Source organism: Enterobacter genomosp. O, assembly GCF_001022965.1.
Classification (GTDB): Bacteria; Pseudomonadota; Gammaproteobacteria; order Enterobacterales; family Enterobacteriaceae; genus Enterobacter; species Enterobacter cloacae_L.
The window spans coordinates 171,780-195,727 of record NZ_LECZ01000024.1; the positions used below are offsets into that span (position 1 = coordinate 171,780).

The window sequence follows — 23,948 nt, forward strand, 5'->3', positions numbered from 1 at the left end:
CTTAGGCCGCTTTCGCAACCACTTCGGCTTCAGGGCGCTTCAGCACCGCATAAGACAGACCCGCCACCAGCGTACCGGCAATAATCGCCAGCAGATAACCCAGCACCGGGGTGATAGCGCCTGGGATCAGCAGAACAAACAGACCGCCGTGTGGTGCCATCAGTTTCGCGCCAACCGCCATGGAGATAGCCCCCGTCACAGCACCACCCACGATACAGCACGGCAGCACGCGCATTGGGTCACGGGCCGCGAACGGAATCGCCCCTTCGGTGATGAAGCACAGACCCAGCACCAGCGCGGCCTTACCGCCTTCCTGCTGCGCTTTATCGAACTTACGGCGGGCAATAATCGTCGCCAGACCGAGCGCCAGCGGAGGCACCATACCGGCCGCCATGATGGCCGCCATCGGCGCGTAGGTCTGGGTACTCAGCAGGCCAACGCCAAAGGCGTACGCCGCTTTGTTCACCGGACCACCCATATCGGTACACATCATGCCACCGAGGATAGCACCCAGCAGAACCGCGTTCGCGGTGCCCATGGTTTGCAGCCAGTGGGTCAGACCCGCCAGGATGCCCGCAACAGGCTTACCAATCAGGTAAATCATCGCCAGACCGACCACCAGGCTGGAAATCAGCGGGATGATCAGAATCGGCTTCAGGGCTTCCATACTCTGCGGCAGCTTCAGCTTCCCGCTGATGAGCTTCGCGACGTAACCGGCCAGGAAGCCGGCGATGATACCGCCGATAAAGCCGGAACCGGTGCTCACTGCCAGCATACCGCCGATAAGACCCGGCGTCAGGCCAGGACGGTCAGCGATGGAGAAGGCAATAAAGCCGGCCAGAACGGGCACCATCAGTGCGAACGCGGATCCACCGCCAATCTGCATTAACGCAGCGGCCAGCGTGCCTTGTTCTTTAAACGCGGTAATACCAAATGCGAACGAGAGGGCAATACACAGACCACCCGCAACCACCATCGGCAGCATGTAAGACACGCCGGTCAGCAGATGGCGATAGGCGCCTGCAGACTCTTTCTTACCTTCCGTTGCGGTTTGACGCGCGCCGGTTGCCTGATACGGCTTCGCTTCCACCAGCGCCTTATCAAACTCCTGAGCGGTTTTTTTCAGCGCCAGGCCGGTAGAGGTACGGTACATAGGCTTACCGGCAAATTTCGCCAGATCCACTTCGATATCCGCCGCCACGATCACCAGATCGGCCTCAGCCACTTCTTCAGGGGTGATGGCGTTGCCAGCACCGACGGAACCGCGGGTTTCAACTTTTACCCACCAGCCGCGTTTTTTCGCTTCGGTTTCAATGGCTTCAGCCGCCATAAAGGTGTGAGCCACGCCCGTCGGGCAGGCCGTCACCGCCACAATGCGTTTCGGCCCTGCGGCCGCAGCCGGTGCCGTCGCGACAGGCGCGCTGTAGACGGACGCGTGACCTTTCGCTTCGCTCAGGAACAGTTCCGGGTGTGCCACCGCACGATTAATATCGCCCAGCCACACTTTTTTGCCGTTCAGCGCACTGTCAGCCGGGATTTTATCGCCCAGTACAATGGCCAGTTCTGCATCGCCTGGATTATCGATAATATCCAGATGTGCTTTTTGTGCCGCCGCGCCCAGCAAGGTCTTCGCCATGTAGGCGCGAGCCTGTCCGAGACCGGAGTCAATGATCAGCAGCGTTTTCATTATTCCTCTCCTGCTGTTAGTTAAAAGGTTTTAAGTCAACGCGCGCCATCATCGCGGCTAACTGGGTACGATCGGTAATACCGACATTGCTCTGGCTTACGGCCAGGGCAGCAACGGCGGTGGCAAGACGTAAAGTATGTTCACTGGATTCACGCATCAGCAGACCGTAAATCAGGCCGCCAACCATGGAATCCCCTGCGCCAACGGTGCTGACAACGTCAACCGATGGCGGTTTGGCGATCCATTCGCCAGACGCGTTAACCCACAACGCGCCTTCTGCGCCAAGCGAGATAACCACGTGAGCGATACCCTGCTCGCGCAGCGCATGGGCAGCGTCAATCACATCTTTTAATTCTGGCAGCTTACGGCCCGCCCAGATCTCCAGCTCGCGGCGATTCGGCTTCACCAGCCACGGAGAGGCTTTCAGACCCGCAACCAGCGCGTCGCGGCTGCTGTCGAAAATAATGCACGGGCACTGGCTGCGCAGGCGCGTCATCCAGTCGGTAAACGCTTCCGGGCTCACGCCGGACGGCAGGCTGCCGCTGACGCAGACCATGTCAAACTGGCCAAGCCAGGTCAGCGAGTCGTTAACAAAACGTTCCCAGTCGGACGGCGTCACTTCGAAGCCAGAGAAGTTGAGATCGGTCACTTCACCGTCTTTCTCGGTCAGCTTAACGTTGATACGGGTACGGCCCTGAACAATCTGAAAACGGTTGGCAATGCCCAGCTCGCTGAACAGCTGCTGGAAGCCATCCTGGTTATCTTTACCGAGGAACCCGCCCACGGTGACATCGATACCGAGATCCTTGAGCACTTTCGCGACGTTAATCCCTTTACCCGCAGCATGCAGGCCAGTGGTACGCACGAGGTTGACTTCGCCGCGCTCAATTTCAGGGCAAAATCCCACCAGGTCATAAGCCGGGTTCAGCGTAATAGTCGCAACACGTCTGCTCATTATGCGCCCTCCCCCAGACCCGCCGCGATGGCGTCGCCAATCGCTTTCAGCGCCTGTTCAGCATCCGCACCCTGCGCGGTGAAACGCAGACGGTGGCCTTTCTTCACGCCCAGCGCGACAACTTTCATCAGACTACGGCCGTTGGCCGGTTTGCCCGTGCCATCAAGATTCGCCACGGTGATCTCACTCTCGAATTGTTTAATGGTGTTCACCAGCATGGTGCCAGGACGGGCATGCAAGCCGTGTTCGTTGCGCACAACGAACTCCGCGGACTGCACGTCATCCGTCAGCGCATCATCACTGGTCAGCAGTGCCAGCACGGTGGAGGCATCAGCATTCAGCAGTTTTTCAGCTTTGTTGTTCAGCAACAGGTCGCCCAGACGCTTCAGCACGGAAACCGGCTGATCGTCGTTCATCGCTACGGTCACCAGCATGGCCGCGCGCTCGCCTTCTACGTCAAACGCATTGGCCGCGCGGCTCACGGCGATTGCACTGCGCAGGTTGCCTTCAGCACTGTCGTTCAGCCAGATACCCTGCCCCAGATTCAACGGCTTATCGTTAATCACGCGGGTGACAAAGGTGGCGTCTGCCGCGCCGGCTTCTTTCAGACGACCTGCGTTCAGCGCCTGCAGCGTCACCAGATCGGAGGCAGCCACGTCCAGCGTCAGCGTTTCATTATCCAGTTTCAGCGCTTCACTCTGTTTTTCGCCCATCAGCAAGGCGCGCAGTTCTTCCGCCGTCGTGGCGGACTTAAGCTGTTCAGCTACCGCGTCATCGCTCAGGACATGCGTCAGCTGACGCAGCAGGCCTAAGTGTTCGTCGCTGCTGGCCGCGATACCGATAGCCACGTAAGCCACCTGACCGTCACCCCAGAGCACGCCCTGCGGGAACTGATAAACCTGAACGCCGGTTTTCAGCACCTGATCGCGGGTGTCGGTTGTGCCGTGCGGAATGGCAATGCCATTGCCGAGGAAGGTTGAGGTCTGCTGCTCACGCGCCAGCATGCCGTTTACATAGCCGTCCGCGACGTTGCCCGCCTGCACAAGCGCAGCGGCAACCTGGCGAATAGCCTCTTCTTTATCCCCGGCCTGTGCGCCCGGGTGGATATCCTGAACAGATAACTGGAACATGGTTCTCCACTCCTGCTGAACTTGAATCGTTTCAGCTTTAATGAGAAAAAATGCGCTAGCCTGCTCCGTTTGTTTAAACAAGATAGCGCTGAAACGTTTCAAAAAGTCTTGCGCTTTCTGCAAAGCCTTGCAAGTAAACTCGTCTTTCTGATGTCAGAATTTAGAGATACAGCACATTTCTTCTTCGTTCAGCTGAATTTTGCTGAAGTTCAGCAAGCCAGTTTCAGCTAAGGTCAGCCAGCCTGTTTATAAGTTGAAATGCCATTTTGATTTTTCGTGGCATCATTGACCGCACCCACTGTTTATTTTTTAGCTGACGGCGTAAACTCCGCCTCCTCTCTGCTACTCGCTAATTATAAAACATGCATAACACCCCTGCGGCCGCCTCGCCGAAGCCCTTTGATTTGACCTCAGCGGCATTCCTGGTTGTTGCCTTCTTCACGGGCATTGCCGGTGCGTTACAGACGCCGACGCTGAGTTTATTTCTGACGAATGAGGTTCACGCCCGCCCGGCAATGGTCGGCTTCTTTTTTACCGGCAGCGCCATCATCGGCATCCTGGTCAGTCAGTTTCTGGCGGGGCGATCCGACAGAAAAGGCGACCGTAAAAGCCTGATCGTTTTCTGCTGCCTGCTGGGGGTATTGGCCTGCGTTCTGTTTGCCTGGAACCGCAACTATTTCATTTTGCTCTTCGTCGGGGTGTTCCTGAGCAGCTTTGGCTCGACGGCGAACCCGCAGATGTTCGCCCTTGCACGCGAACACGCCGACCATACCGGGCGTGAAGCGGTGATGTTCAGCTCCGTCCTGCGTGCTCAGGTGTCGCTGGCGTGGGTGATTGGCCCGCCGCTGGCTTACGCGCTGGCAATGGGTTTTGGCTTTACGGTGATGTACCTGAGTGCGGCCGTCGCGTTTGTGGCGTGCGGCGCGCTGGTGTGGTTCTTTCTGCCGTCCATGCGCAAAGAGCCGAAAGTGGCAACGGGCGTGCTGGAAGCGCCGCGCCGCAACCGCCGCGATGCCCTGCTCCTGTTTGTTGTCTGCACGCTTATGTGGGGTACCAACAGCCTGTATATCATCAATATGCCGCTGTTTATTATTGATGAACTGCACCTGTCGGAGAAGCTGGCGGGCATTATGATGGGCACCGCCGCAGGGCTGGAGATCCCGACCATGCTCATCGCGGGCTATTACGCAAAGCGCTTCGGGAAGCGTTTTTTAATGCGCATCGCCGCCGTCGCGGGTCTGCTGTTCTATATCGGTATGTTGACGGTACATACGCCGGGGCTGTTGCTGGCTTTACAGCTGCTGAACGCCATTTATATTGGCATTCTCGCCGGGATAGGCATGCTCTACTTCCAGGATCTGATGCCGGGTCAGGCAGGCTCTGCCACCACCCTTTATACTAATACCACCCGCGTGGGCTGGATTATCGCCGGCTCAATGGCCGGTGTCGTGGCTGAAATCTGGAACTATCACACGGTGTTCTGGATTGCGCTGGTGATGTGTACGCTGACGATTGGCTGTCTGACGCGGATTAAAGACGTTTAGGGCGCGGTGAGCGCTTCCAGTTCAAGAAGGTACGTCATCGCCTGCCCTCGCGTGCTGCCGCACATTTCGGCAGTGGGCTGAAGCCCGGAGCAGACCTTCGGGCGCAACGGTGAGCCAAAGATCATGCACAGATTCGTTTCCGAGAGCTGAACGCAGCGGGTATTGGCAGGTTTGCCCTCGGGCATTCCTGGAATGGGGCTTGAAATGGACGGTGCAGTACAGCACGCGCCACAGTCTGGACGGCAATCCATAAATGCTCTCTTTCGCTGACGGACGCCCGCGCAGTCGGGCATCGCGCGCACAGTAACACCTTTTGCGTATTGATAGCAAAAGCCGCGAATTCCTCTTGCCTGAAAGGCCGCGCGCGAGTAATTTGGCGCGATATTTTTTACCTCCCGTAAACAGGATTACTGCAATGCCAAGAGCGAACGAAATTAAGAAAGGTATGGTGCTGAATTACAACGGCAAACTGCTGATTGTGAAAGATATCGACATTCAGGCCCCGAGCGCCCGTGGTGCAGCAACGCTGTACAAAATGCGTTTCGCCGATGTGCGTACCGGCCTGAAAGTGGAAGAGCGCTTTAAAGGTGACGATATCGTCGATACCGTGACCCTGACCCGCCGCTATGTCGATTTCTCCTACATCGACGGCAACGAATACGTGTTCATGGATAAAGAAGATTACACCCCGTACATCTTCACCAAAGATCAGATCGAAGAAGAGCTGCTGTTTATCCCTGAAGGCGGTATGCCTGACATGCAGGTCCTGACCTGGGACGGCGTGCTGCTGGCGCTGGAACTGCCGCAGACCGTCGATCTGGAAATCGTTGAAACGGCGCCTGGCATCAAAGGCGCGTCCGCAAGCGCGCGCAACAAACCGGCTACCCTGACGACTGGCCTGGTTGTGCAGGTGCCGGAATACCTCTCCGCTGGTGAGAAAATCCGCATCCATATCGAAGAAAAACGCTATATGGGGCGTGCCGATTAATTGCGGCCTTTGCCTTTTGCCCGGTGGCGGCTTCGCCTTACCGGGCCTACGAAAAAACCGGCCTGAGAGCCGGTTTTTTTGATTTTGTAGGTCGGGTAAGGCGAAGCCGTCACCCGACAATTCCGGTTACAGAAGCTCCGGATACTTCGTCATCTTCAGCGCCAGCTCAACGCCGCGCACTTCCGCCATCCCTTTAAGACGGCCAATCGCCGAATAGCCCGGGTTGGTTTTCTTACGCAGATCGTCCAGCATCTGGTGTCCGTGATCCGGCCGGAACGGGATAGGACGCACATCGCCAGCCTGCTTACGACGCGCCTCTTCCGCCAGAATAGCATCCACCACCGCGACCATATTCACATCACCGCCAAGGTGCGCCGCCTCGTGGAAGGTTTTCGGGTTCGCTTCACGGCAGGTCGCACGCAGATGCGTGAAGTGGATACGGTCGCCGAAGGTTTCAATCATCCGTACCAGATCGTTATCCGCGCGCACGCCGTAGGAGCCGGTACACATGGTAAAGCCGTTATAGATGCTGTTTACCGTCTCTTTCAGCCACTGCATATCTTCAAGGGTGGAAACGATACGCGGCAGGCCAAGGATAGGACGCGGTGGATCGTCCGGGTGCACGGCGAGGCGTACACCTGCCTCTTCAGCAACCGGCACGATAGCGCGCAGGAAATACGCCATGTTTTCGCGTAGCTGGTGCTTATCAATATCGCCGTATTCCGCCAGACGCGCGCGGAACTGATCCAGCGTATACCCCTCTTCAGCACCCGGCAGGCCAGCAATAATATTACGGGTCAGCTTTTCGATGTCTGCTTCGCTTGCGGCGTTAAACCACTCACGCGCCTGCTGCTGCTCTTCTGCGGTGTAATCCGCTTCGGCACCAGGGCGTTTCAGAATGTGCAGTTCGAATGCCGCAAAGGCAATCTGATCGAAACGCAGCGCTTTTGAACCGTCCGGCATCTGATACTCAAGGTCGGTCCGCGTCCAGTCCAGAATGGGCATGAAGTTATAGCAGACCGTATCAATGCCGCAGGCTGCCAGGTTGCGAATGCTCTGCTGGTAGTTAGCAATCCAGGTCTGGTACTCACCGGTATGGGTTTTGATCTCTTCATGAACCGGAATGCTTTCCACCACAGACCAGGTTAATCCCTTCTCCGCCAGCAGCGCCTGACGCTGTTGAATTTCCTCAATCGGCCATACCTGACCGTTCGGAATATGATGCAGCGCCGTGACGACACCCGTTGCGCCAGCCTGACGCACATCATCAAGAGAAACCGGATCGTTCGGCCCGTACCAACGCCAGGTTTGTTCCATTGCCTCACCCTCTTAAGTTGTTATACCAATATGCGTTACTGCAATGACGACTACCATACATGTTTGCCGCTAAGGGTCAACATACCGCCACACATTGATTGATCAAACTCACAGAACGGGGATATTTACGGCTCACCAATTTTATTTGCTGTCATATAACTTTACACTGGCATTGTTAATTAATGGTTAATCAGGTGTGTATTTCATGAAGACAATTGCCTCCACCTCGCTTCCTGCCCACGTTCAGCAACCTCGCTACGATCGCGCGCAATTACGCTCCCGCATCGTCCATTTTGGCTTTGGTGCCTTTCACCGCGCGCACCAGGCTTTGTTAACAAACCGGGTGCTGAATGAAAAAGGCGGCGACTGGGGGATTTGTGAGATTAGCCTTTTCAGCGGCGACGTGCTGATGGGCCAGCTGCGCGCGCAGGATCATCTGTTTACCGTGCTGGAGAAAGGTGCAGAAGGCAATCAGCCGATTATCGTCGGTGCCGTCCACGAATGCCTGAACGCAAAGCTGGACTCTCTGCCGGCGATTATTGAGAAATTTTGTGAGCCTCAGGTGGCGATTGTGTCGCTCACCATCACGGAGAAAGGCTACTGCATCGATCCCGCGACCGGTAAGTTGGATCAGCACAACGCCCGGATCGTCCACGATCTTGAAAACCCCTCAGAGCCGCATTCCGCCCCTGGGATCCTGGTCGAAGCGCTCCACCGCCGCCGCGAGCGCGGCCTGCCCGCTTTTACCGTGCTGTCCTGCGACAATATTCCCGACAACGGTCACGTGGTGAAAAACGCGGTGCTGGGCATGGCGCAAAAGCGTTCCGCGGCGCTGTCAGAATGGATTGATAGCCACGTGAGTTTCCCGGGAACGATGGTCGACAGGATTGTGCCCGCCGCGACTGAAGCTTCGCTGGCGGAAATCACCGACGCGCTCGGCGTTGAAGATCCGTGCGCCATCAGCTGCGAACCGTTTATTCAGTGGGTAGTGGAAGATAATTTTGTTGCCGGCCGTCCGGCGTGGGAAGTTGCGGGTGTCCAGATGGTGCAGGATGTTCTGCCGTGGGAGCAGATGAAGTTACGCATGCTCAACGGCAGCCACTCTTTCCTGGCGTATCTGGGGTATCTCGCCGGCTATGCGCATATCAATGAATGTATGGAAGACGCAGCTTTCCGCGAAGCCGCCCGGCGGCTCATGCTGAACGAACAGGCTCCTACCTTGCGTATTAAGGATGTCGACCTCACCGCCTACGCCGATAGCCTGCTGGAGCGCTTTGCCAACCCGGCACTTCAGCATCGCACGTGGCAGATCGCAATGGACGGTAGCCAGAAGCTACCCCAGAGAATGCTGGATGGGATCCGCGTCCATCTTGAGCGAAAAACGCCCTGGCCGCTGCTGGCCTTGGGCGTGGCCGGGTGGATACGCTACGTCAGCGGTACCGACGAGCGTGGCAACGCGATTGACGTTCGCGATCCCCTCAGCGAAAAAATCCGCGCGATTGTCGACGCCAGCAACGACGCCGGGCGCGTCAACGCGCTGCTGGGGCTGAACGAGGTCTTTGGACACGATCTCGCGCAAAATTACGCGTTTGTTGAAACTGTCAGCCAGGCATATCAGCGCATTGCCCGCCACGGCGCGCGTCAGGCTGTTATTGAAACGTTAAATATTTAGCGATTATTGCGCTTAACGCGAACGGATGCGGCCTCCGTTCGCCCTTCCCCTTCTCATTGGGCACATTTTTCGCCAGGATAAAAGAATAGTGTTATAGCATCACAATTCACTTGCGGAGCACACGTGACCAAAACCAACCTCATCACCGGTTTTCTCGGCAGCGGTAAAACCACCTCCATTCTTCACCTGCTGGCGAATAAAGATCCGGCCGAGAAATGGGCCGTGCTGGTCAATGAATTTGGCGAGGTGGGCATCGATGGCGCATTGCTGTCATCCAGCGGTGCGATGATTAAAGAGATCCCCGGCGGATGCATGTGCTGCGTCAATGGCCTGCCGATGCAGGTGGGGCTCAATACCCTGCTGCGTCAGGGCAAACCCGACCGCCTGCTGATTGAACCCACCGGGCTGGGTCACCCAAAGCAGATCCTCGATTTACTGACCGCCCCGGTTTACGAGCCGTGGATCGATCTGCGCGCCACCCTGTGCCTGCTCGATCCTCGTCAGCTACTGGATGAAAAAGCGGTGGCCAATGAGAACTTCCGCGATCAGCTCGCCTCGGCTGACGTTATCGTCGCCAATAAAGAAGATCGCGCCACGGCGGAAAGCCAGGCCGCGCTGGACGCGTGGTGGCAGCATTTCGGCGGCAATCGCACGCGGGTGCAGGCCACACAGGGGAAAATTGACGGCGCCCTGCTTGACCTTCCTCGCCTGAACCTCGCCGAGCTGCCTGCCAGCGCGGATCACGCGCACGGTCATCCGGTTAAGCAGGGTCTGGCCGCACTGAGCCTGCCGGAGCACCAGCGCTGGCGTCGTAATCTGAACAGCGGCCAGGGATATCAGGCCTGTGGATGGATTTTTGATGCTGACACCGTTTTCGACACCATCGGGATTCTGGAGTGGGCCCGGCTTGCCCCGGTCGATCGCGTGAAAGGGATCATGCGCACGCCGGACGGCCTGGTGCGGATCAACCGCCAGGGCGACGATTTCTTTATTGAGACGCAAAATGTGGCGCCGCCTGACAGCCGTATAGAGTTAATTAGTGCGGTTAACGCCGACTGGAATGCCCTGCAGTCCAGCCTGTTGAGGATTCGTTTAAGTTTGGGCGGCTAACGTTGCCCCAGTTTTCACTCTATGCAGAACGTTATGACAACTCGATTTCCCCTGATATTACTGCTTAATGTCGCCGGACTGGCGCTTTTCTTCTCCTGGTATATCCCGGCGGATCATGGTTTCTGGTTCCCGCTGGATTCGGCCATTTTTCACTTCTTCAACCAGGAGCTGGTGAAGAGCAACGCGTTCCTGTGGCTGGTGGCAGTCACCAACAACCGCGCCTTCGACGGCTTCTCGCTGCTGGCCATGGGCTGCCTGATGCTCTCTTTCTGGCTGAAAGAGGATAAAGCCGGACGTCGACGTATTCTGATTATCGGTCTGGTGATGCTGCTGTTTGCTGTGCTAATTAACCAGTTGGCCACCGCGATTATTCCGGTTAAGCGTTCAAGCCCAACGCTATTCTTCACCGATATTTATCGCGTCAGCGAGCTGCTGCATATTCCAACAAAAGATGCGTCGAAGGACAGTTTTCCCGGCGATCACGGCATGATGCTGCTTATTTTTTCCGCGATTATGCTTCGCTATTTCGGCAGAAAAGCCTTTGCCATAGCCCTGATTATTTTTGTGGTTTTTGCCTTCCCGCGCGTAATGATTGGCGCCCACTGGTTCACCGATATTGCCGTCGGTTCGCTCTCCGTTGCGCTGATTGCGCTGCCGTGGTGTCTGTTGACCCCGCTGAGCGACAGGATAATAGCGTTGTTCGATCGCTATCTTCCCGGCAAAGCGCAACAATAATTAAACAAATAACTAACTCAAATTACCGCTAACTATCAGGGATCGACATGATCCCTGATGCTGCTCTCAGCGCGATCTTTCTCCACTGTCATATTCTCGTCATCATATTCATGATAAAAATGAAGCAATTGCGCGATTATGCGTCGGATCTGACGGTAATTTAAGCAATTACGGATTTTTACTTTCTGTATCACATTTTCTTATAAAAAAAAGGCTTTTTTTACTCGCAATACCCCTGGCAATCGGTTAATCTCGAACTCGTTTTGCCCCATAGAGATAATTATTTCGCTGGTGAATAATTTTGTGCGCTGTGCCACAAATGTGACCAGAAAGAATTGTCTCAATGTGAACAGATAATTAGTCTCGTCACGTTTGGCATTTTTATAACGATATTTGTCGTTAAGGACTTCAAGGGATAATAAACAAAATGGTCAAATCTCAACCGTTTCTGAGATATATCTTACGGGGGATCCCGGCGATAGCAGTCGCGGTACTGTTATCTGCATGTAGTACATCGAACACCGCAAAGAATATGCATCCTGAGACGCGTGTTGTGGGAATGGAAGATTCCTCGTCACTGCAAGCCTCTCAGGATGAATTTGAAAATATGGTACGTAATCTGGACGTGAAGTCCCGCATTATGGACCAGTATGCTAGCTGGAAAGGCGTGCGCTATCGTCTTGGCGGCAGCACAAAAACAGGTATTGATTGTTCCGGTTTTGTACAGCGTACGTTCCGCGAGCAGTTTGGGTTAGATCTTCCGCGTTCAACCTATGAACAGCAGGAGATGGGCAAGTCGATTTCACGCACTAAACTTCGCACCGGTGACTTAGTTCTGTTCCGTGCAGGTTCCACAGGTCGACATGTTGGCATCTACATTGGTAACGACCAGTTTGTACATGCCTCCACCAGCAGCGGTGTGACCATTTCCAGCATGAACGAACCGTACTGGAAGAAGCGCTATAACGAAGCGCGCCGCGTATTGACCCGCAGTTAATATGATAATTGTATCGTTGGTTATCCCTTGGCTGGCGATATGATGAAAAAAAGCACTGCTTCGGCAGTGTTTTTTTTTGCCCATTACACTGAATACATCCAGCGGCATTTCAGGAATCACGACGTCTATGTTTACCCGCTACTTCTCCAGTAATCGCAAGATTCTGATCCTCAGCATTATCACAGGCCTTATCGCCGCCCTGCTCCTGGGTTCGTTGCAATTTTTCTGGAGCTACCACAAGCGCGAAGTCAAATTCGACACCCTGATTCACGACGTCAGCATCTACATGGAAAGCTATTTCGATGAGTTAAAAAACGCTATCGATACCCTCCAGCCGCTCACGCTAAACAGTTGCCATGACGTCAACCAGGAACTCACCTCGCGCGCCGCCTTTAGCATTAACGTTCGCGCATTCCTGCTGGTCAGAGACAAAATGGCGTTCTGCTCTTCTGCCACGGGCCCGATGAATTTTCCGATGGAGGAGCTGATACCCGAGCTGCACATTGATAAGCAGATCGATATGGCATTGCTTCCAGGCACCCCGATGTTGCCCAATAAGCCCGCGATTGCCATCTGGTACCGTAACCCGTTAGTAAAAGACGGCGGCGTGTTTACCTCAGTGAATCTTAATCTGACGCCTTACCTGCTCTACACCGCGCGCCAGGATGAATTCGCGGGCATTGCCATCATCATTGGCGATAACGCGTTGTCAACGCGGTCCAGCACGCTGGTGAAGGCGCACGACTTACGTGAAATCCCGGCCCGCACCGTGACGCTGAAAGAAGTCCCCCTGACCATTAAGCTGTATGCGGACGCATGGACCAGCGATGAAATTCTTTACGCTCTGTTCTTTGGGCTGGTCTGCGGAATTTGTGCCGGATCGCTCAATTACTATATCCTCAACATACGGCTCAATCCGGGCAAAGAGATTTTAAGCGCCATCAAACGCGGCCAGTTTTACGTGGTCTATCAGCCCGTCGTTGATGCCGCATCGCTCAGGGTGACCGGGCTAGAAGTGCTGATGCGCTGGAAACACCCGACCATGGGCGAAATTCCGCCGGACGCGTTTATCAATTTTGCCGAAGCGCAAAAGCTGATTGTCCCGCTGACCCTGCATCTCTTTGATCTTATTATTCGCGATGCCCCCGTGTTACAAACGCTGCTCCCCCCTGGCGCCAAAGTGGGCATCAACATTGCGCCGGGGCATCTGCATGCGGAAAGCTTCAAAGACGACATGCGCACCTTCAAAGCCCTGCTGCCGCCGGATTACTTCCAGATCGTGCTGGAAATCACCGAGCGGGACATGCTTAACCATCGGGAAGCCAACAGCCTCTTCGAATGGCTGCATAACGAAGGCTTTGAGATAGCCATTGATGACTTTGGCACCGGCCACAGCGCGCTGATCTATCTTGAGCATTTCACCATGGACTACCTCAAAATTGACCGTGGGTTTGTTAATGCTATCGGTACCGAGACCGTGACGTCACCGGTGCTGGATGCTGTCCTGACGCTGGCAAGACGACTGAGTATGTTGACCGTTGCCGAAGGCGTAGAAACGCCGGAACAGGCCGCCTGGCTGCGCGAGCATGGCGTTAACTTCCTTCAGGGGTACTGGATTAGCCGTCCGATGCCGCTGGAGCAGTTCCGCAAATGGCGTCCTGACGTTTCACTCGACGGTGAATAATTTCACATTGCCGGTGGCGTCACTTATTATTCAGCTTAACCGAGCCGGTCTGTAAAAGAGGGAGCTGCCGCGAGATGCTTATGCGCTTCATGTTGCTGATGTTGGCATTAACGAGCCTGTCCAGCCAGGCGCAGGCCATCAAAGAAAATATCGCCTTCGCGGTGATTGGCGAGCCGAAATACGCGGTCAATTTTACGCACTTCGATTACGTTAACCCTGCCGCGCCGAAAGGCGGAAAGGTCACGCTTTCCGCTAACGGAACCTTCGACAACTTCAACCGCTTCGCCCTGCGCGGCGTGGCGGCGGCGCGAACGGAATCGCTTTACGATACGCTCTTTGTCACGTCTGATGACGAGCCCGGCAGCTACTATCCGCTGATTGCCGAGAACGTGCGCTATGCCGATAACTTCGCCTGGGCGGAAATCTCGCTGAACCCGCGGGCCCGCTTTCATGACGGTACGCCAGTTAAGGCCAGCGACGTTGCGTTCACCTTCCATAAATTCATGACCGAAGGCGTTCCCCAGTTCCGCATCGTGTATAAAGGCGCGTCGGTCAGAGCCATTGCGCCGCTCACCGTGCGCATCGAGCTGAGCGAACCGAATAAAGAGAATATGCTCAGCCTGTTCTCTCTGCCCGTCATGCCGGAATCGTTCTGGAAAAACCATAAGCTAAGCGACCCGCTCTCAACGCCACCGCTGGCTGGCGGCCCCTATCGCATAACCGACTGGCGCATGGGGCAGTATGTGGTCTATTCCCGCGTCAAAGACTACTGGGCAGCCAACCTTCCGGTAAACCGCGGGCGCTGGAATTTCGACACCCTTCGCTATGATTACTACCTTGACGATAACGTGGCGTTTGAAGCTTTCAAAGCCGGCGCCTTCGACTTACGCGTCGAGAGCAGCGCTAAAAACTGGGCGACCCGCTATATCGGGAAAAATTTCGCCAAAGGCTATATCGTCAAAGACGAGCACAAAAATGAATCTGCCCAGGACACGCGCTGGCTGGCGTTTAATATTCAGCGTCCGGTATTCAAGGATCGCCGGGTGCGGGAAGCTATTACCCTGGCCTTTGATTTTGAATGGATGAACAAAGCCCTGTTCTACGGCGCATACAGCCGTGCTAACAGCTATTTTCAGAATACCGAGTACGCCGCGCGTGATTACCCGAAAGCCGACGAACTGGTCCTGCTGGCGCCGCTGAAAGCCGAGGTTCCACCGCAGGTTTTCACCAGCGTGTTTCAGCCGCCCGCGTCGAACGGTGGCGGTTACGATCGCGACAACCTGCTGAAAGCCAGCAAGCTGCTGGATGATGCGGGCTGGCCCCTGAAGAATCAAAAGCGTGTTGATGCCAAAACGGGTAAGCCTCTCAGCTTTGAGCTGCTGCTTTCATCCGGGGGCAACGATCAGTGGGTTCTGCCGTTTAAGCACAACCTTGAGCGGCTGGGCGTAACCATGAACATTCGTCAGGTTGATAACGCGCAGATCACCAGCCGCATGCGCAGCCGTGATTACGACATGATGCAGCGCCTGTGGCCCGCACAGCCGTGGCCCAGCTCGGACCTGCAAATATCCTGGGCCTCCAGCTACATCGACTCCTCATACAATGCCCCAGGGGTAAAAAGCCCGGCGATTGACGCGCTGATTGCGAAAATTGTGGCGGCGCGGGGGGATAAAGAAAAGCTCCTGCCACTTGGGCGTGCCCTCGACAGGGTGTTAACCTGGAACTATTACATGCTGCCGATGTGGTATATGGGCGAAGATCGCCTTGCGCGCTGGGACAAGTTCTCCGTGCCTGCCGTGCGCCCGGTCTATTCCCTGGGCTTTGATACATGGTGGTATGACGTTAATAAAGCCGCCAGACTTCCCGCTGAGCGGCGATAGGGAATCATCATGGGTGCGTATCTTATCCGCCGTCTTCTGCTGGTCATCCCCACCCTGTGGGCCATCATCACGATTAACTTTTTTATCGTGCAAATCGCCCCTGGCGGGCCGGTCGATCAGGCTATTGCCGCCATTGAATTTGGCAACAGCGGCGGCATGCCCGGCGGTGGCGGTGAAGGCATGGGCGCGAGCCATGCGCGGACCGGCGTGGGGAATATCAGTGAAAGCCACTATCGCGGCGGACGCGGCCTGGATCCGGAGGTGATCGCCGAGATCACCCATCGCTACGGCTTTGACAAACCGATTCACGAGCGCTATTTCAAAATGCTCTGGGATTACATCCGCTTTGATTTTGGCGATAGCCTGTTTCGCAGCGCGTCAGTATTAACGTTGATCAAACAAAGCCTGCCGGTTTCGATAACGCTGGGGCTGTGGGGGACGCTGATCATCTATCTGGTCTCTATTCCGCTGGGGATCCGCAAAGCGGTTTACAACGGCAGCCGGTTTGATATCTGGAGCAGCACGTTCATCATCATCGGCTACGCCATCCCGGCGTTTCTGTTTGCCGTCCTGCTGATCGTCTTTTTTGCCGGGGGAACTTACTTCGACCTCTTCCCGCTGCGAGGGCTGGTCTCCGCCGATTTCAGTTCCCTGCCGTGGTATCAGAAAATTACCGACTATCTCTGGCATATTACCCTGCCGGTCCTGGCCACGGTCATTGGCGGGTTTGCCGCCCTGACCATGTTGACCAAAAACGCCTTTCTCGATGAAATTCGTAAACAGTACGTCGTCACTGCCCGCGCCAAGGGCGTGAGCGAGAAGCAGATCATGTGGAAACACGTGTTTCGCAACGCCATGCTGCTGGTGATTGCCGGATTTCCAGCCACGTTCATCAGTATGTTTTTTACCGGCTCGCTGCTGATAGAGGTGATGTTCTCGCTCAACGGTCTGGGCCTGCTGGGCTATGAGGCCACCGTGTCGCGTGATTACCCGGTGATGTTTGGCACGCTCTATATTTTCACCCTGATTGGCCTGCTGCTGAATATCATCAGTGATATCAGCTATACGCTGGTCGATCCCCGAATCGATTTTGAGGGCCGCTGATGCCGCGCTTAAGCCCCGTCAACCAGTCCCGCTGGGTCCGTTTCCGCCACAACCGCCGCGGCTACTGGTCGCTGTGGATTTTTGCCGTGCTGTTTGTCTTAAGCATGTTTTCGGAGCTGATCGCCAACGACAAGCCGTTGCTGGTGCATTTTAACGACCGCTGGTACGTGCCGGTTATTGCCAACTACAGCGAAAGCGATTTTGGCGGCCCGTTTGCAACGCCGGCAGAGTATCAGGATCCGTGGCTCCGCCAGCAGATCGAACAACACGGCTGGGCGCTGTGGGCACCGGTGCGTTTTGGCGCAAACAGCATTAACTTCGCCACCACGGCCCCCTTCCCTTCCCCGCCCTCTGCGCAAAACTGGCTGGGGACGGATGCCAACGGTGGCGACGTGCTGGCGCGCATTCTGTACGGCACGCGAATTTCTATCCTCTTTGGCCTTATGCTGACGATCTTCTCCAGCGTGATGGGGGTCGTGGCGGGCGCGGTTCAGGGCTACTACGGCGGGAAAATCGACCTGTGGGGTCAACGGGTTATTGAGGTCTGGTCCGGCATGCCAACGCTGTTTCTGATTATCCTGCTTTCCAGCGTGGTGCAGCCGGGCTTCTGGTGGCTGTTAGGCATCACCGTCCTGTTCGGCTGGATGGCGCTGGTGGGGGTGGTGCGAGCGGAGTTCCTGCGCACCCGCAACTTCGACTATATTCGCGCCGCGCAGGCGCTTGGCGTAAGCGACCGGGGGATCATCTTCCGCCATATGCTGCCAAACGCCGTGGTGGCAACGCTCACCTTCCTGCCGTTTATTCTGTGCAGCTCCATCACCACCCTCACCTCTCTGGATTTTCTTGGCTTTGGGCTGCCGCTGGGTTCCCCGTCGCTCGGCGAACTGCTGCTGCAGGGCAAGAACAACCTGCAGGCGCCGTGGTTAGGCATCGCCGCCTTCCTCTCCGTGGCCGTGCTGCTTTCGCTGCTGATTTTTATTGGTGAAGCCGTGCGCGACGCCTTCGATCCTAACAAGGCGGTATAAGATGACCCAGCCCCTTCTCAGCATTGATAACCTGTCGATTGCTTTTTCAAATCAGGGCGAGACGCGCACCGTGGTCACCGATCTGTCGCTGCAGATCCAGCGCGGTGAAACGCTGGCCCTGGTGGGTGAGTCGGGTTCAGGCAAGAGCGTTTCGGCACTCTCTATCCTGCGGCTACTGCCGTCACCGCCGGTGAGCTACCCGCAGGGAGATATTCTGTTTCACGGCAGTTCACTGCTGCATGCTGACGAACATACCCTGCGCGGCATCCGCGGCAACAAAATTGCGATGATCTTCCAGGAGCCGATGGTTTCGCTTAACCCTCTGCATAGCCTTGAAAAACAGCTCTATGAAGTGCTCTCCCTGCACAGGGGAATGCGCAAAGAGGCCGCGCGCGGAGAAATTCTGGACTGTCTTGAACGGACAGGCATACGCAATGCGGCCAAACGGCTAAATGATTTTCCGCACCAGCTCTCCGGCGGTGAACGCCAGCGCGTGATGATTGCCATGGCCCTGCTTACGCGCCCGGAACTGCTGATTGCCGACGAGCCTACAACGGCGCTGGACGTGACGGTACAGGCGCAAATATTAACGCTGCTGCGGGAGCTGCGTGACGAGCTCAATATGAGCCTGCTGTTTATTACGCACAACCTGAGCATTGTGAGAAAGCTGGCCGACAGCGTTGCGGTGATGCAAAACGGGCGGTGTGTTGAACAGAATATCGCGTCCACGCTGCTGCACGCACCGCAACATCCGTATACGCAGCGCCTGCTCGACAGCGAACCCTCCGGCGATCCGGTTCCTCTCGATGCGGACAGCGCGCCGCTGCTGCGCGTTGAGGATCTGTCCGTTTCGTTCCCAATCCGCAAAGGTATTTTGCGGCGCATTGTCGATCGGAACCCGGTGCTGAAAAACCTCCGCTTCTCGCTGCGCCCTGGCGAGTCTCTGGGGCTGGTGGGCGAATCCGGTTCGGGGAAAAGCACCACCGGTCTGGCGCTGCTGCGCTTAATTGCCTCGCAGGGCGAGATCCTCTTTGACGGCATGCCGCTGCACCGCTGGAACCGGCGCCAGATGCTGCCCGTACGTCCCCGCATGCAGGTGGTCTTTCAGGATCCCAACTCCTCGCTTAACCCGCGGCTCAGCGTGTTGCAGATTGTCGAAGAGGGTCTGCGGGTGCATCAGCCCGCTCTGAGCGCTCAGCAGCGCGAGCAGGAGGTCATGCGGGTAATGGTTGAAGTGGGTTTAGATCCCGAGACGCGTCACCGCTATCCGGCTGAATTCTCCGGCGGGCAGCGCCAGCGTATCGCGATTGCCCGCGCGCTGATCCTGAAACCGGAGCTGATTATTCTCGATGAACCAACGTCGTCTCTGGACAGGACCGTTCAGGCGCAGATCCTGACGCTGCTCAAAGGATTACAGGAAAAACACCGGCTGGCCTATATCTTTATCAGCCACGATCTACAGGTGGTGCGGGCGCTATGCCATCAGGTGATTGTGTTGCGGCAGGGAGAAGTGGTCGAGCAGGGTGAGTGCCAGCGCGTATTTAGCGCACCAACGCAGCGCTACACGCGCCAGCTGTTGTCGGCAGACTAGCGCTCAGAACGGGTACTGGCCAGAGAAAGGCTCAGCAATCGCAACGCCAAAATTTTTCAGGCGGCAGGTGGCGGCAAATTCGTCCTGGCTTTTCACAAACAGGCACGGCTCGCCTTCGCACTCCAGCACGGAGCTGTCCACTTCAATATCCGTCAGGGCCTGGCTAAGACGTTCCATCACCCGCCATGCATTTTCGTCGCTCGGGCTCAGCAGTTTGAGTGCCACCAGGCAATTCTCGCAGCCCGCGACGTTTTGCGGAATCGGTTCAACTTTCGAACCTGCAAAACCCGCTGACCAGCGATAGCTCTGTGGCAAGCGATGGACAATGGAGAGTTGTAATGTATTCACGTTCGTTCCCCGGAAGCAAATTTACTTCACAATTTATTTACATTTATAGTAACACATCAGCGCCAGCCTGCACTATTCAGCGCTTTTTATTCGTATCCAGGCTCGCTTCGGCGCTATATGTACCCGTTTCTGCGATCTAACTCAACCTTTTTGAATACAATGATGTGACTTTTTACATAAATAGATTTTACATAAAATAAACAAACACGGCATAAACGAACGTAGGTTTGGTTGATATGTATCAACAAAAAAGGCCCTGCCGGGCCTTTTTTGCGTTTTAGTGAGCCGCTTTTCGCGGTCGACTGGCGTAAAGATAGAAGAGTATGGAGCTGGTTGCGCAAAAAGCCATCGCCCACAGCATTGGCCACGCCGTCGTAAAGGTGGCCATAGACAGCAGCGCTCCAACGATAGCGCCTATACCGAAACGGAACGTCCCCGCCAGCGACGATGCGGTACCCGCCATATGCGGAAACTCATCCAGGATAACCGCCATCCCGTTGGACGACACCATCGACACGCAGCCAACAAAGGCCGCCACACCGACGACCAGCGCCCAGAAGCCCACGCCCAGAAACGCGCTCACCACCAGCCAGATAGCCATCACAAACTGGATCCACAGCCCGGCGCGGAACATGTTCAGCGCCCCCACCCGCCGGACAAATCGGCTGTTGATGATGGTCATGATAAACAGGAAGACGATGTTGAGCGCAAAGTAATAGCCGAAATGCTGCGGTGAAACGTGGTTCAGCTCGATGTAGACAAACGGCCCGGCGCTCAGGAAGGAGAACATCCCGGCGAAGCTGAACCCGCTCGCCAGCATATAGCTCAGCACGCGCTTGTGGCGAAACAGCGAGGCAAAGTTGCCGATTGTGGTTCGGATGTGGAACTTCTGGCGTCGCTCGGCGGGAAGCGTTTCATCAATAAAGAAGAAAATCATCGCCGAGGCCAGCAGCGCGGCCAGTGCCAGGATCCAGAAAATCACGTGCCAGCTAAACCACACCAGCACCGCACCACCAGCCATCGGAGCCACCAGCGGCGCAATCGTCGTCACCAGCATCACAAACGACATCATGCGGGAGAACTCTTCTTTCGGGTAGATATCGCGCATCAGGGCGTTAATCACCACGCTTGCCGCTGCCGCCGCCAGACCGTGGAGGAAGCGCATGATAATCAGATGATCGATGGTCTGCGACAGCGCGCAGGCAACCGCAGCCGCCGCGAAGACCAGCGTCCCGCCCAGAATGACAGGCTTGCGTCCAAGGCTGTCCGCCATCGGGCCATAAAACAGCTGGCCGAGGGCAAAGCCGAGAATATAGGTGCTGAGCGTCATCTGCGCGCTGCCCGCCGGAACGCCAAACTGCGCGGAAATGACCGGCAGCGCGGGCAGATACATATCAATAGACAGCGGCATCAGCATGGCCAGCAGGCCAAGAATAAAGACGATTTTGAACGACGAGCGTGGCCTGGTGGTCACAGAGTTCTCCTGAAATTAGTGCGAAGGCAGACCGACGCTGGCAATCTCTTCTTCCGTTAACGGGCGGTATTCGCCTGGCGCCAGGTCAGGATCGAGTTCAATCGCACCAATCCGCTCGCGGTGCAGGCCCACAACGTGGTTCCCCACCGCGGCAAACATACGTTTCACCTGATGGTAGCGCCCTTCACTGATGGTCAGACGGACTTCCGTTGGGGTAATGACTTCCAGTACCGCCGGTTTGGTGAGGTCTTTTTCATTATGCAGCTGAACGCCTTTAGCGAATTGCTCTGCCGTGTCATCCGCAACCGGAGATTCCAGCGTCACGAGATAGGTTTTCTCGCAGTGATGGCGCGGCGAGGTGATGCGGTGCGACCACTGCCCGTCGTCGGTCATCAGCACCAGACCGGTGGTGTCGATATCGAGGCGGCCTGCGGCATGCAGCTTGTGTGCAACCGGTTCGTCGAGAAAATAGAGTACCGTCGGGTGATCCGGATCGTCCGTTGAGCAGACATAGCCTTCCGGCTTATTGAGCATAAAGTAGCGCGGACCGTGCTGCTGGGTCAGCGGATTGCCGTCATATTCCACCTGGTGGTCAGGCTGGAGTTTGAACGCGCTGTCTCTCACAATGTCGCCATCCACGGTAACGCGGCTGGCGCGAATTTCGCGCCCGGCAATAGCGCGGCTTACGCCGAGTTGCTGAGCGATAAACTTATCAAGTCGCATGAAATCTTTTTAGCCTTAATGGTGCTGGAAGTCGGACTAGAGGTCCGAAAAAAGAAGCAGTCTGGAACGGTTCAGTATAATGGTCTGGTTGCGCCACTCAAGGGAAAAAGTTTCGTGGCATACTATATGCGAGTTAACAGAACAGAGATGTCATGACTTTTACACTTCGTCCCTATCAGCAGGAAGCCGTTGACGCCACCCTGGCCTGGTTTCGCAAACACCGTGAGCCCGCGGCTATTGTGCTCCCGACTGGCGCAGGCAAAAGCCTGGTGATCGCCGAACTTGCCCGCCTGGCGCGCGGCCGCGTGCTGGTGCTGGCCCACGTCAAAGAGCTCGTCGCGCAAAACCACGCCAAGTATTGTGCGCTTGGGCTGGAGGCCGACATTTTCGCCGCCGGGCTAAAGCGTAAAGAGAGCCACGGCAAAGTGGTATTTGGCAGCGTGCAGTCGGTGGCCCGTAATCTGGACCTGTTTCGCAGCGAATTTTCGCTGCTGATTGTCGACGAATGTCACCGCATCAGCGATGACGACGACAGCCAGTATCAGCTAATCCTGGCGCACCTGAAAGAGGTGAACCCTCACTTACGCCTGCTGGGCCTGACGGCGACCCCGTTTCGCCTGGGTAAAGGCTGGATCTATCGCTACCATTATCACGGCATGGTGCGCGGCGATGACAAGGCCCTGTTTAGCGACTGCATTTACGAACTTCCGCTGCGTTACATGATTAAACATGGCTACCTGACGCCGCCAGAACGGCTGGATATGCCGGTGGTGCAGTATGATTTCAGCCGTCTGCAGGCGCAGAGCAACGGTTTGTTCAGCGAAGCGGATCTTAACCAGGAGCTGAAAAAGCAAAAGCGCATTACGCCGCACATCATCAGCCAGATTGAGGAGTTTGCCGCGACGCGCAAAGGGGTGATGATCTTTGCCGCCACCGTTGAGCACGCGCGCGAGATCACCGGGTTACTGCCCTCTGGCGACGCGGCGTTAATCACCGGCGAGACGCCCGGCCCGGAGCGCGACGGCCTGATTGACGCCTTTAAAGCCCAGCGGTTCCGCTATCTGGTTAACGTGTCGGTATTGACCACCGGCTTTGACGCGCCGCACGTCGACCTGATCGCCATTTTACGCCCGACCGAATCGGTCAGCCTGTATCAGCAAATTGTTGGCCGCGGCCTGCGCCTGGCTCCCGGGAAAACCGACTGCCTGATTCTGGATTATGCCGGCAACCCGCACGATCTCTACACGCCCGAAGTCGGCGCGCCAAAAGGGAAAAGCGACAACGTGCCCGTCCAGGTCTTTTGCCCTGCCTGCGGCTTTGCCAACACCTTCTGGGGAAAAACCACCGCCGACGGCACGCTGATCGAACACTTTGGCCGCCGCTGTCAGGGCTGGTTTGAAGATGACGAGGGGCATCGCGAGCAGTGCGATTTCCGTTTTCGCTTTAAAAACTGCCTGCAGTGTAATGCGGAAAACGACATTGCCGCCCGCCGATGCCGGGAGTGCGACACGGTGCTGGTCGACCCGGACGACATGCTGAAAGCGGCGCTGAAGTTAAAAGATGCGCTGGTGCTGCGCTGTTCCGGCATGGCACTGCAGCCCGGTGCCGATGAAAAAGGTGAATGGTTAAAAATCACCTATTACGATGAGGACGGGGCGGACGTCAGCGAACGCTTCCGGGTTCAGACGCCCGCCCAGCGAACGGCTTTCGAACAGCTGTTTATCCGCCCGCATACCCGCACGCCGGGCGTGCCCCTGCGCTGGATAACCGTGGCCGATATCGTGCGTCAGCAGGTGCTGTTGCGCCATCCGGATTTTGTCGTCGCCCGTAAGAAAGGCCAGTTCTGGCAGGTGCGTGAGAAAATCTTTGACTACGAAGGTCGCTTTCGTCGCGCCAACGAATTACGCGGTTAGCGGGACTTTTCATTGATGTGAGGGGCATTTGAGTATAAAATGCCGCCCGCTTCACATCCGTGAGGCAGAAC

20 protein-coding genes are annotated in these 23,948 nt (G+C 56.3%); 12 read left to right on the forward strand and 8 right to left on the reverse strand.

Annotated features, from left to right (window positions below; translation table 11 throughout):
- Position 1 precedes the first annotated feature (1 nt).
- The 3 genes from fruA to fruB are packed head-to-tail and all read right to left on the reverse strand — an operon-like array spanning position 2 to position 3,772.
- On the reverse strand, positions 2 to 1,687 hold the full coding sequence (fruA, locus tag ABR39_RS08390; RefSeq protein WP_047346569.1) for a PTS fructose transporter subunit IIBC: 1,686 nt from the start codon (positions 1,685 to 1,687) through the stop codon (positions 2 to 4).
- A 16-nt stretch (positions 1,688 to 1,703) separates the two neighbouring features.
- Complete coding sequence (gene fruK / locus ABR39_RS08395) at positions 1,704 to 2,642, reverse strand: 1-phosphofructokinase (protein WP_047346570.1); 939 nt, start codon at positions 2,640 to 2,642, stop codon at positions 1,704 to 1,706.
- Positions 2,642 to 3,772 (reverse strand): fused PTS fructose transporter subunit IIA/HPr protein, encoded by a 1,131-nt coding sequence (gene fruB, locus ABR39_RS08400; protein ID WP_047346571.1) that lies wholly within the window; start codon positions 3,770 to 3,772, stop codon positions 2,642 to 2,644. Before fruB ends, fruK begins: the two co-directional genes overlap by 1 nt.
- A 362-nt stretch (positions 3,773 to 4,134) precedes the next feature.
- Between fruB and setB the strand changes: the two genes are divergently transcribed.
- Positions 4,135 to 5,316 carry a sugar efflux transporter SetB gene (gene setB, locus ABR39_RS08410; protein ID WP_047346573.1) on the forward strand — a complete coding sequence of 394 codons (1,182 nt, stop codon included), beginning with the start codon at positions 4,135 to 4,137 and terminating at the stop codon, positions 5,314 to 5,316.
- On the opposite strand, the gene ABR39_RS24140 is transcribed toward setB, so the two are convergent.
- Positions 5,313 to 5,567 (reverse strand): YkgJ family cysteine cluster protein, encoded by a 255-nt coding sequence (locus ABR39_RS24140; RefSeq protein ID WP_023312483.1) that lies wholly within the window; start codon positions 5,565 to 5,567, stop codon positions 5,313 to 5,315. The genes setB and ABR39_RS24140 overlap by 4 nt on opposite strands.
- A gap of 164 nt (positions 5,568 to 5,731) precedes the next feature.
- Here ABR39_RS24140 and yeiP point away from each other — a divergent pair, with 164 nt between their 5' ends.
- On the forward strand, positions 5,732 to 6,304 hold the full coding sequence (gene yeiP / locus ABR39_RS08415; protein ID WP_008500940.1) for an elongation factor P-like protein YeiP: 573 nt from the start codon (positions 5,732 to 5,734) through the stop codon (positions 6,302 to 6,304).
- A gap of 126 nt (positions 6,305 to 6,430) precedes the next feature.
- Here yeiP and uxuA read toward each other — a convergent pair whose 3' ends face one another.
- Entirely contained in the window at positions 6,431 to 7,621 is a 1,191-nt protein-coding gene (gene uxuA / locus ABR39_RS08420) for a mannonate dehydratase (RefSeq protein ID WP_047346574.1), read from the reverse strand.
- Between the two features lie 205 nt (positions 7,622 to 7,826).
- On the opposite strand from uxuA, the gene ABR39_RS08425 reads away from it, so the two are divergent.
- From ABR39_RS08425 to yejF, 9 genes are all read left to right on the forward strand, one after another.
- Entirely contained in the window at positions 7,827 to 9,293 is a 1,467-nt protein-coding gene (locus tag ABR39_RS08425; protein WP_047346575.1) for a mannitol dehydrogenase family protein, read from the forward strand.
- Between the two features lie 123 nt (positions 9,294 to 9,416).
- A complete protein-coding gene (locus ABR39_RS08430; protein ID WP_047346576.1) occupies positions 9,417 to 10,403 on the forward strand; it encodes a CobW family GTP-binding protein in 987 nt (328 codons plus the stop codon).
- A 33-nt stretch (positions 10,404 to 10,436) separates the two neighbouring features.
- The gene (locus ABR39_RS08435) at positions 10,437 to 11,138 is read left to right on the forward strand and encodes a phosphatase PAP2 family protein (RefSeq protein WP_165587278.1); all 702 of its coding nucleotides are present in this window, start codon (positions 10,437 to 10,439) and stop codon (positions 11,136 to 11,138) included.
- A gap of 427 nt (positions 11,139 to 11,565) precedes the next feature.
- Positions 11,566 to 12,135: a bifunctional murein DD-endopeptidase/murein LD-carboxypeptidase gene (mepS, locus tag ABR39_RS08440; RefSeq protein ID WP_047346578.1), complete on the forward strand. Its 570-nt coding sequence runs from the start codon at positions 11,566 to 11,568 to the stop codon at positions 12,133 to 12,135.
- A gap of 127 nt (positions 12,136 to 12,262) precedes the next feature.
- Positions 12,263 to 13,819: a cyclic di-GMP phosphodiesterase gene (locus tag ABR39_RS08445; protein ID WP_047346579.1), complete on the forward strand. Its 1,557-nt coding sequence runs from the start codon at positions 12,263 to 12,265 to the stop codon at positions 13,817 to 13,819.
- 74 nt (positions 13,820 to 13,893) lie between these two features.
- The gene (locus ABR39_RS08450; protein ID WP_047346580.1) at positions 13,894 to 15,699 is read left to right on the forward strand and encodes an extracellular solute-binding protein; all 1,806 of its coding nucleotides are present in this window, start codon (positions 13,894 to 13,896) and stop codon (positions 15,697 to 15,699) included.
- A 9-nt stretch (positions 15,700 to 15,708) separates the two neighbouring features.
- Complete coding sequence (locus ABR39_RS08455) at positions 15,709 to 16,803, forward strand: microcin C ABC transporter permease YejB (RefSeq protein ID WP_047346581.1); 1,095 nt, start codon at positions 15,709 to 15,711, stop codon at positions 16,801 to 16,803.
- Positions 16,803 to 17,828, forward strand: a complete 1,026-nt coding sequence (locus ABR39_RS08460; RefSeq protein ID WP_047346582.1) for an ABC transporter permease — start codon at positions 16,803 to 16,805, stop codon at positions 17,826 to 17,828. The genes ABR39_RS08455 and ABR39_RS08460 overlap by 1 nt, the downstream gene beginning before the upstream one ends.
- Position 17,829: 1 nt before the next feature.
- Entirely contained in the window at positions 17,830 to 19,419 is a 1,590-nt protein-coding gene (gene yejF, locus ABR39_RS08465) for a microcin C ABC transporter ATP-binding protein YejF (RefSeq protein WP_047346583.1), read from the forward strand.
- Between the two features lie 3 nt (positions 19,420 to 19,422).
- Here yejF and ABR39_RS08470 read toward each other — a convergent pair whose 3' ends face one another.
- The 3 genes from ABR39_RS08470 to rsuA form a co-directional block, all read right to left on the reverse strand.
- Positions 19,423 to 19,767 (reverse strand): YejG family protein, encoded by a 345-nt coding sequence (locus tag ABR39_RS08470; protein WP_008500952.1) that lies wholly within the window; start codon positions 19,765 to 19,767, stop codon positions 19,423 to 19,425.
- 277 nt (positions 19,768 to 20,044) lie between these two features.
- A complete protein-coding gene (locus ABR39_RS08475; protein WP_047346584.1) occupies positions 20,045 to 21,241 on the reverse strand; it encodes a Bcr/CflA family multidrug efflux MFS transporter in 1,197 nt (398 codons plus the stop codon).
- Between the two features lie 15 nt (positions 21,242 to 21,256).
- Positions 21,257 to 21,964, reverse strand: coding sequence for a 16S rRNA pseudouridine(516) synthase RsuA (rsuA, locus tag ABR39_RS08480; protein WP_013097990.1), 708 nt, complete (start codon positions 21,962 to 21,964; stop codon positions 21,257 to 21,259).
- A 152-nt stretch (positions 21,965 to 22,116) separates the two neighbouring features.
- Between rsuA and ABR39_RS08485 the strand changes: the two genes are divergently transcribed.
- Positions 22,117 to 23,877, forward strand: coding sequence for a DEAD/DEAH box helicase (locus tag ABR39_RS08485; protein WP_047346585.1), 1,761 nt, complete (start codon positions 22,117 to 22,119; stop codon positions 23,875 to 23,877).
- Positions 23,878 to 23,948: the final 71 nt, after the last annotated feature.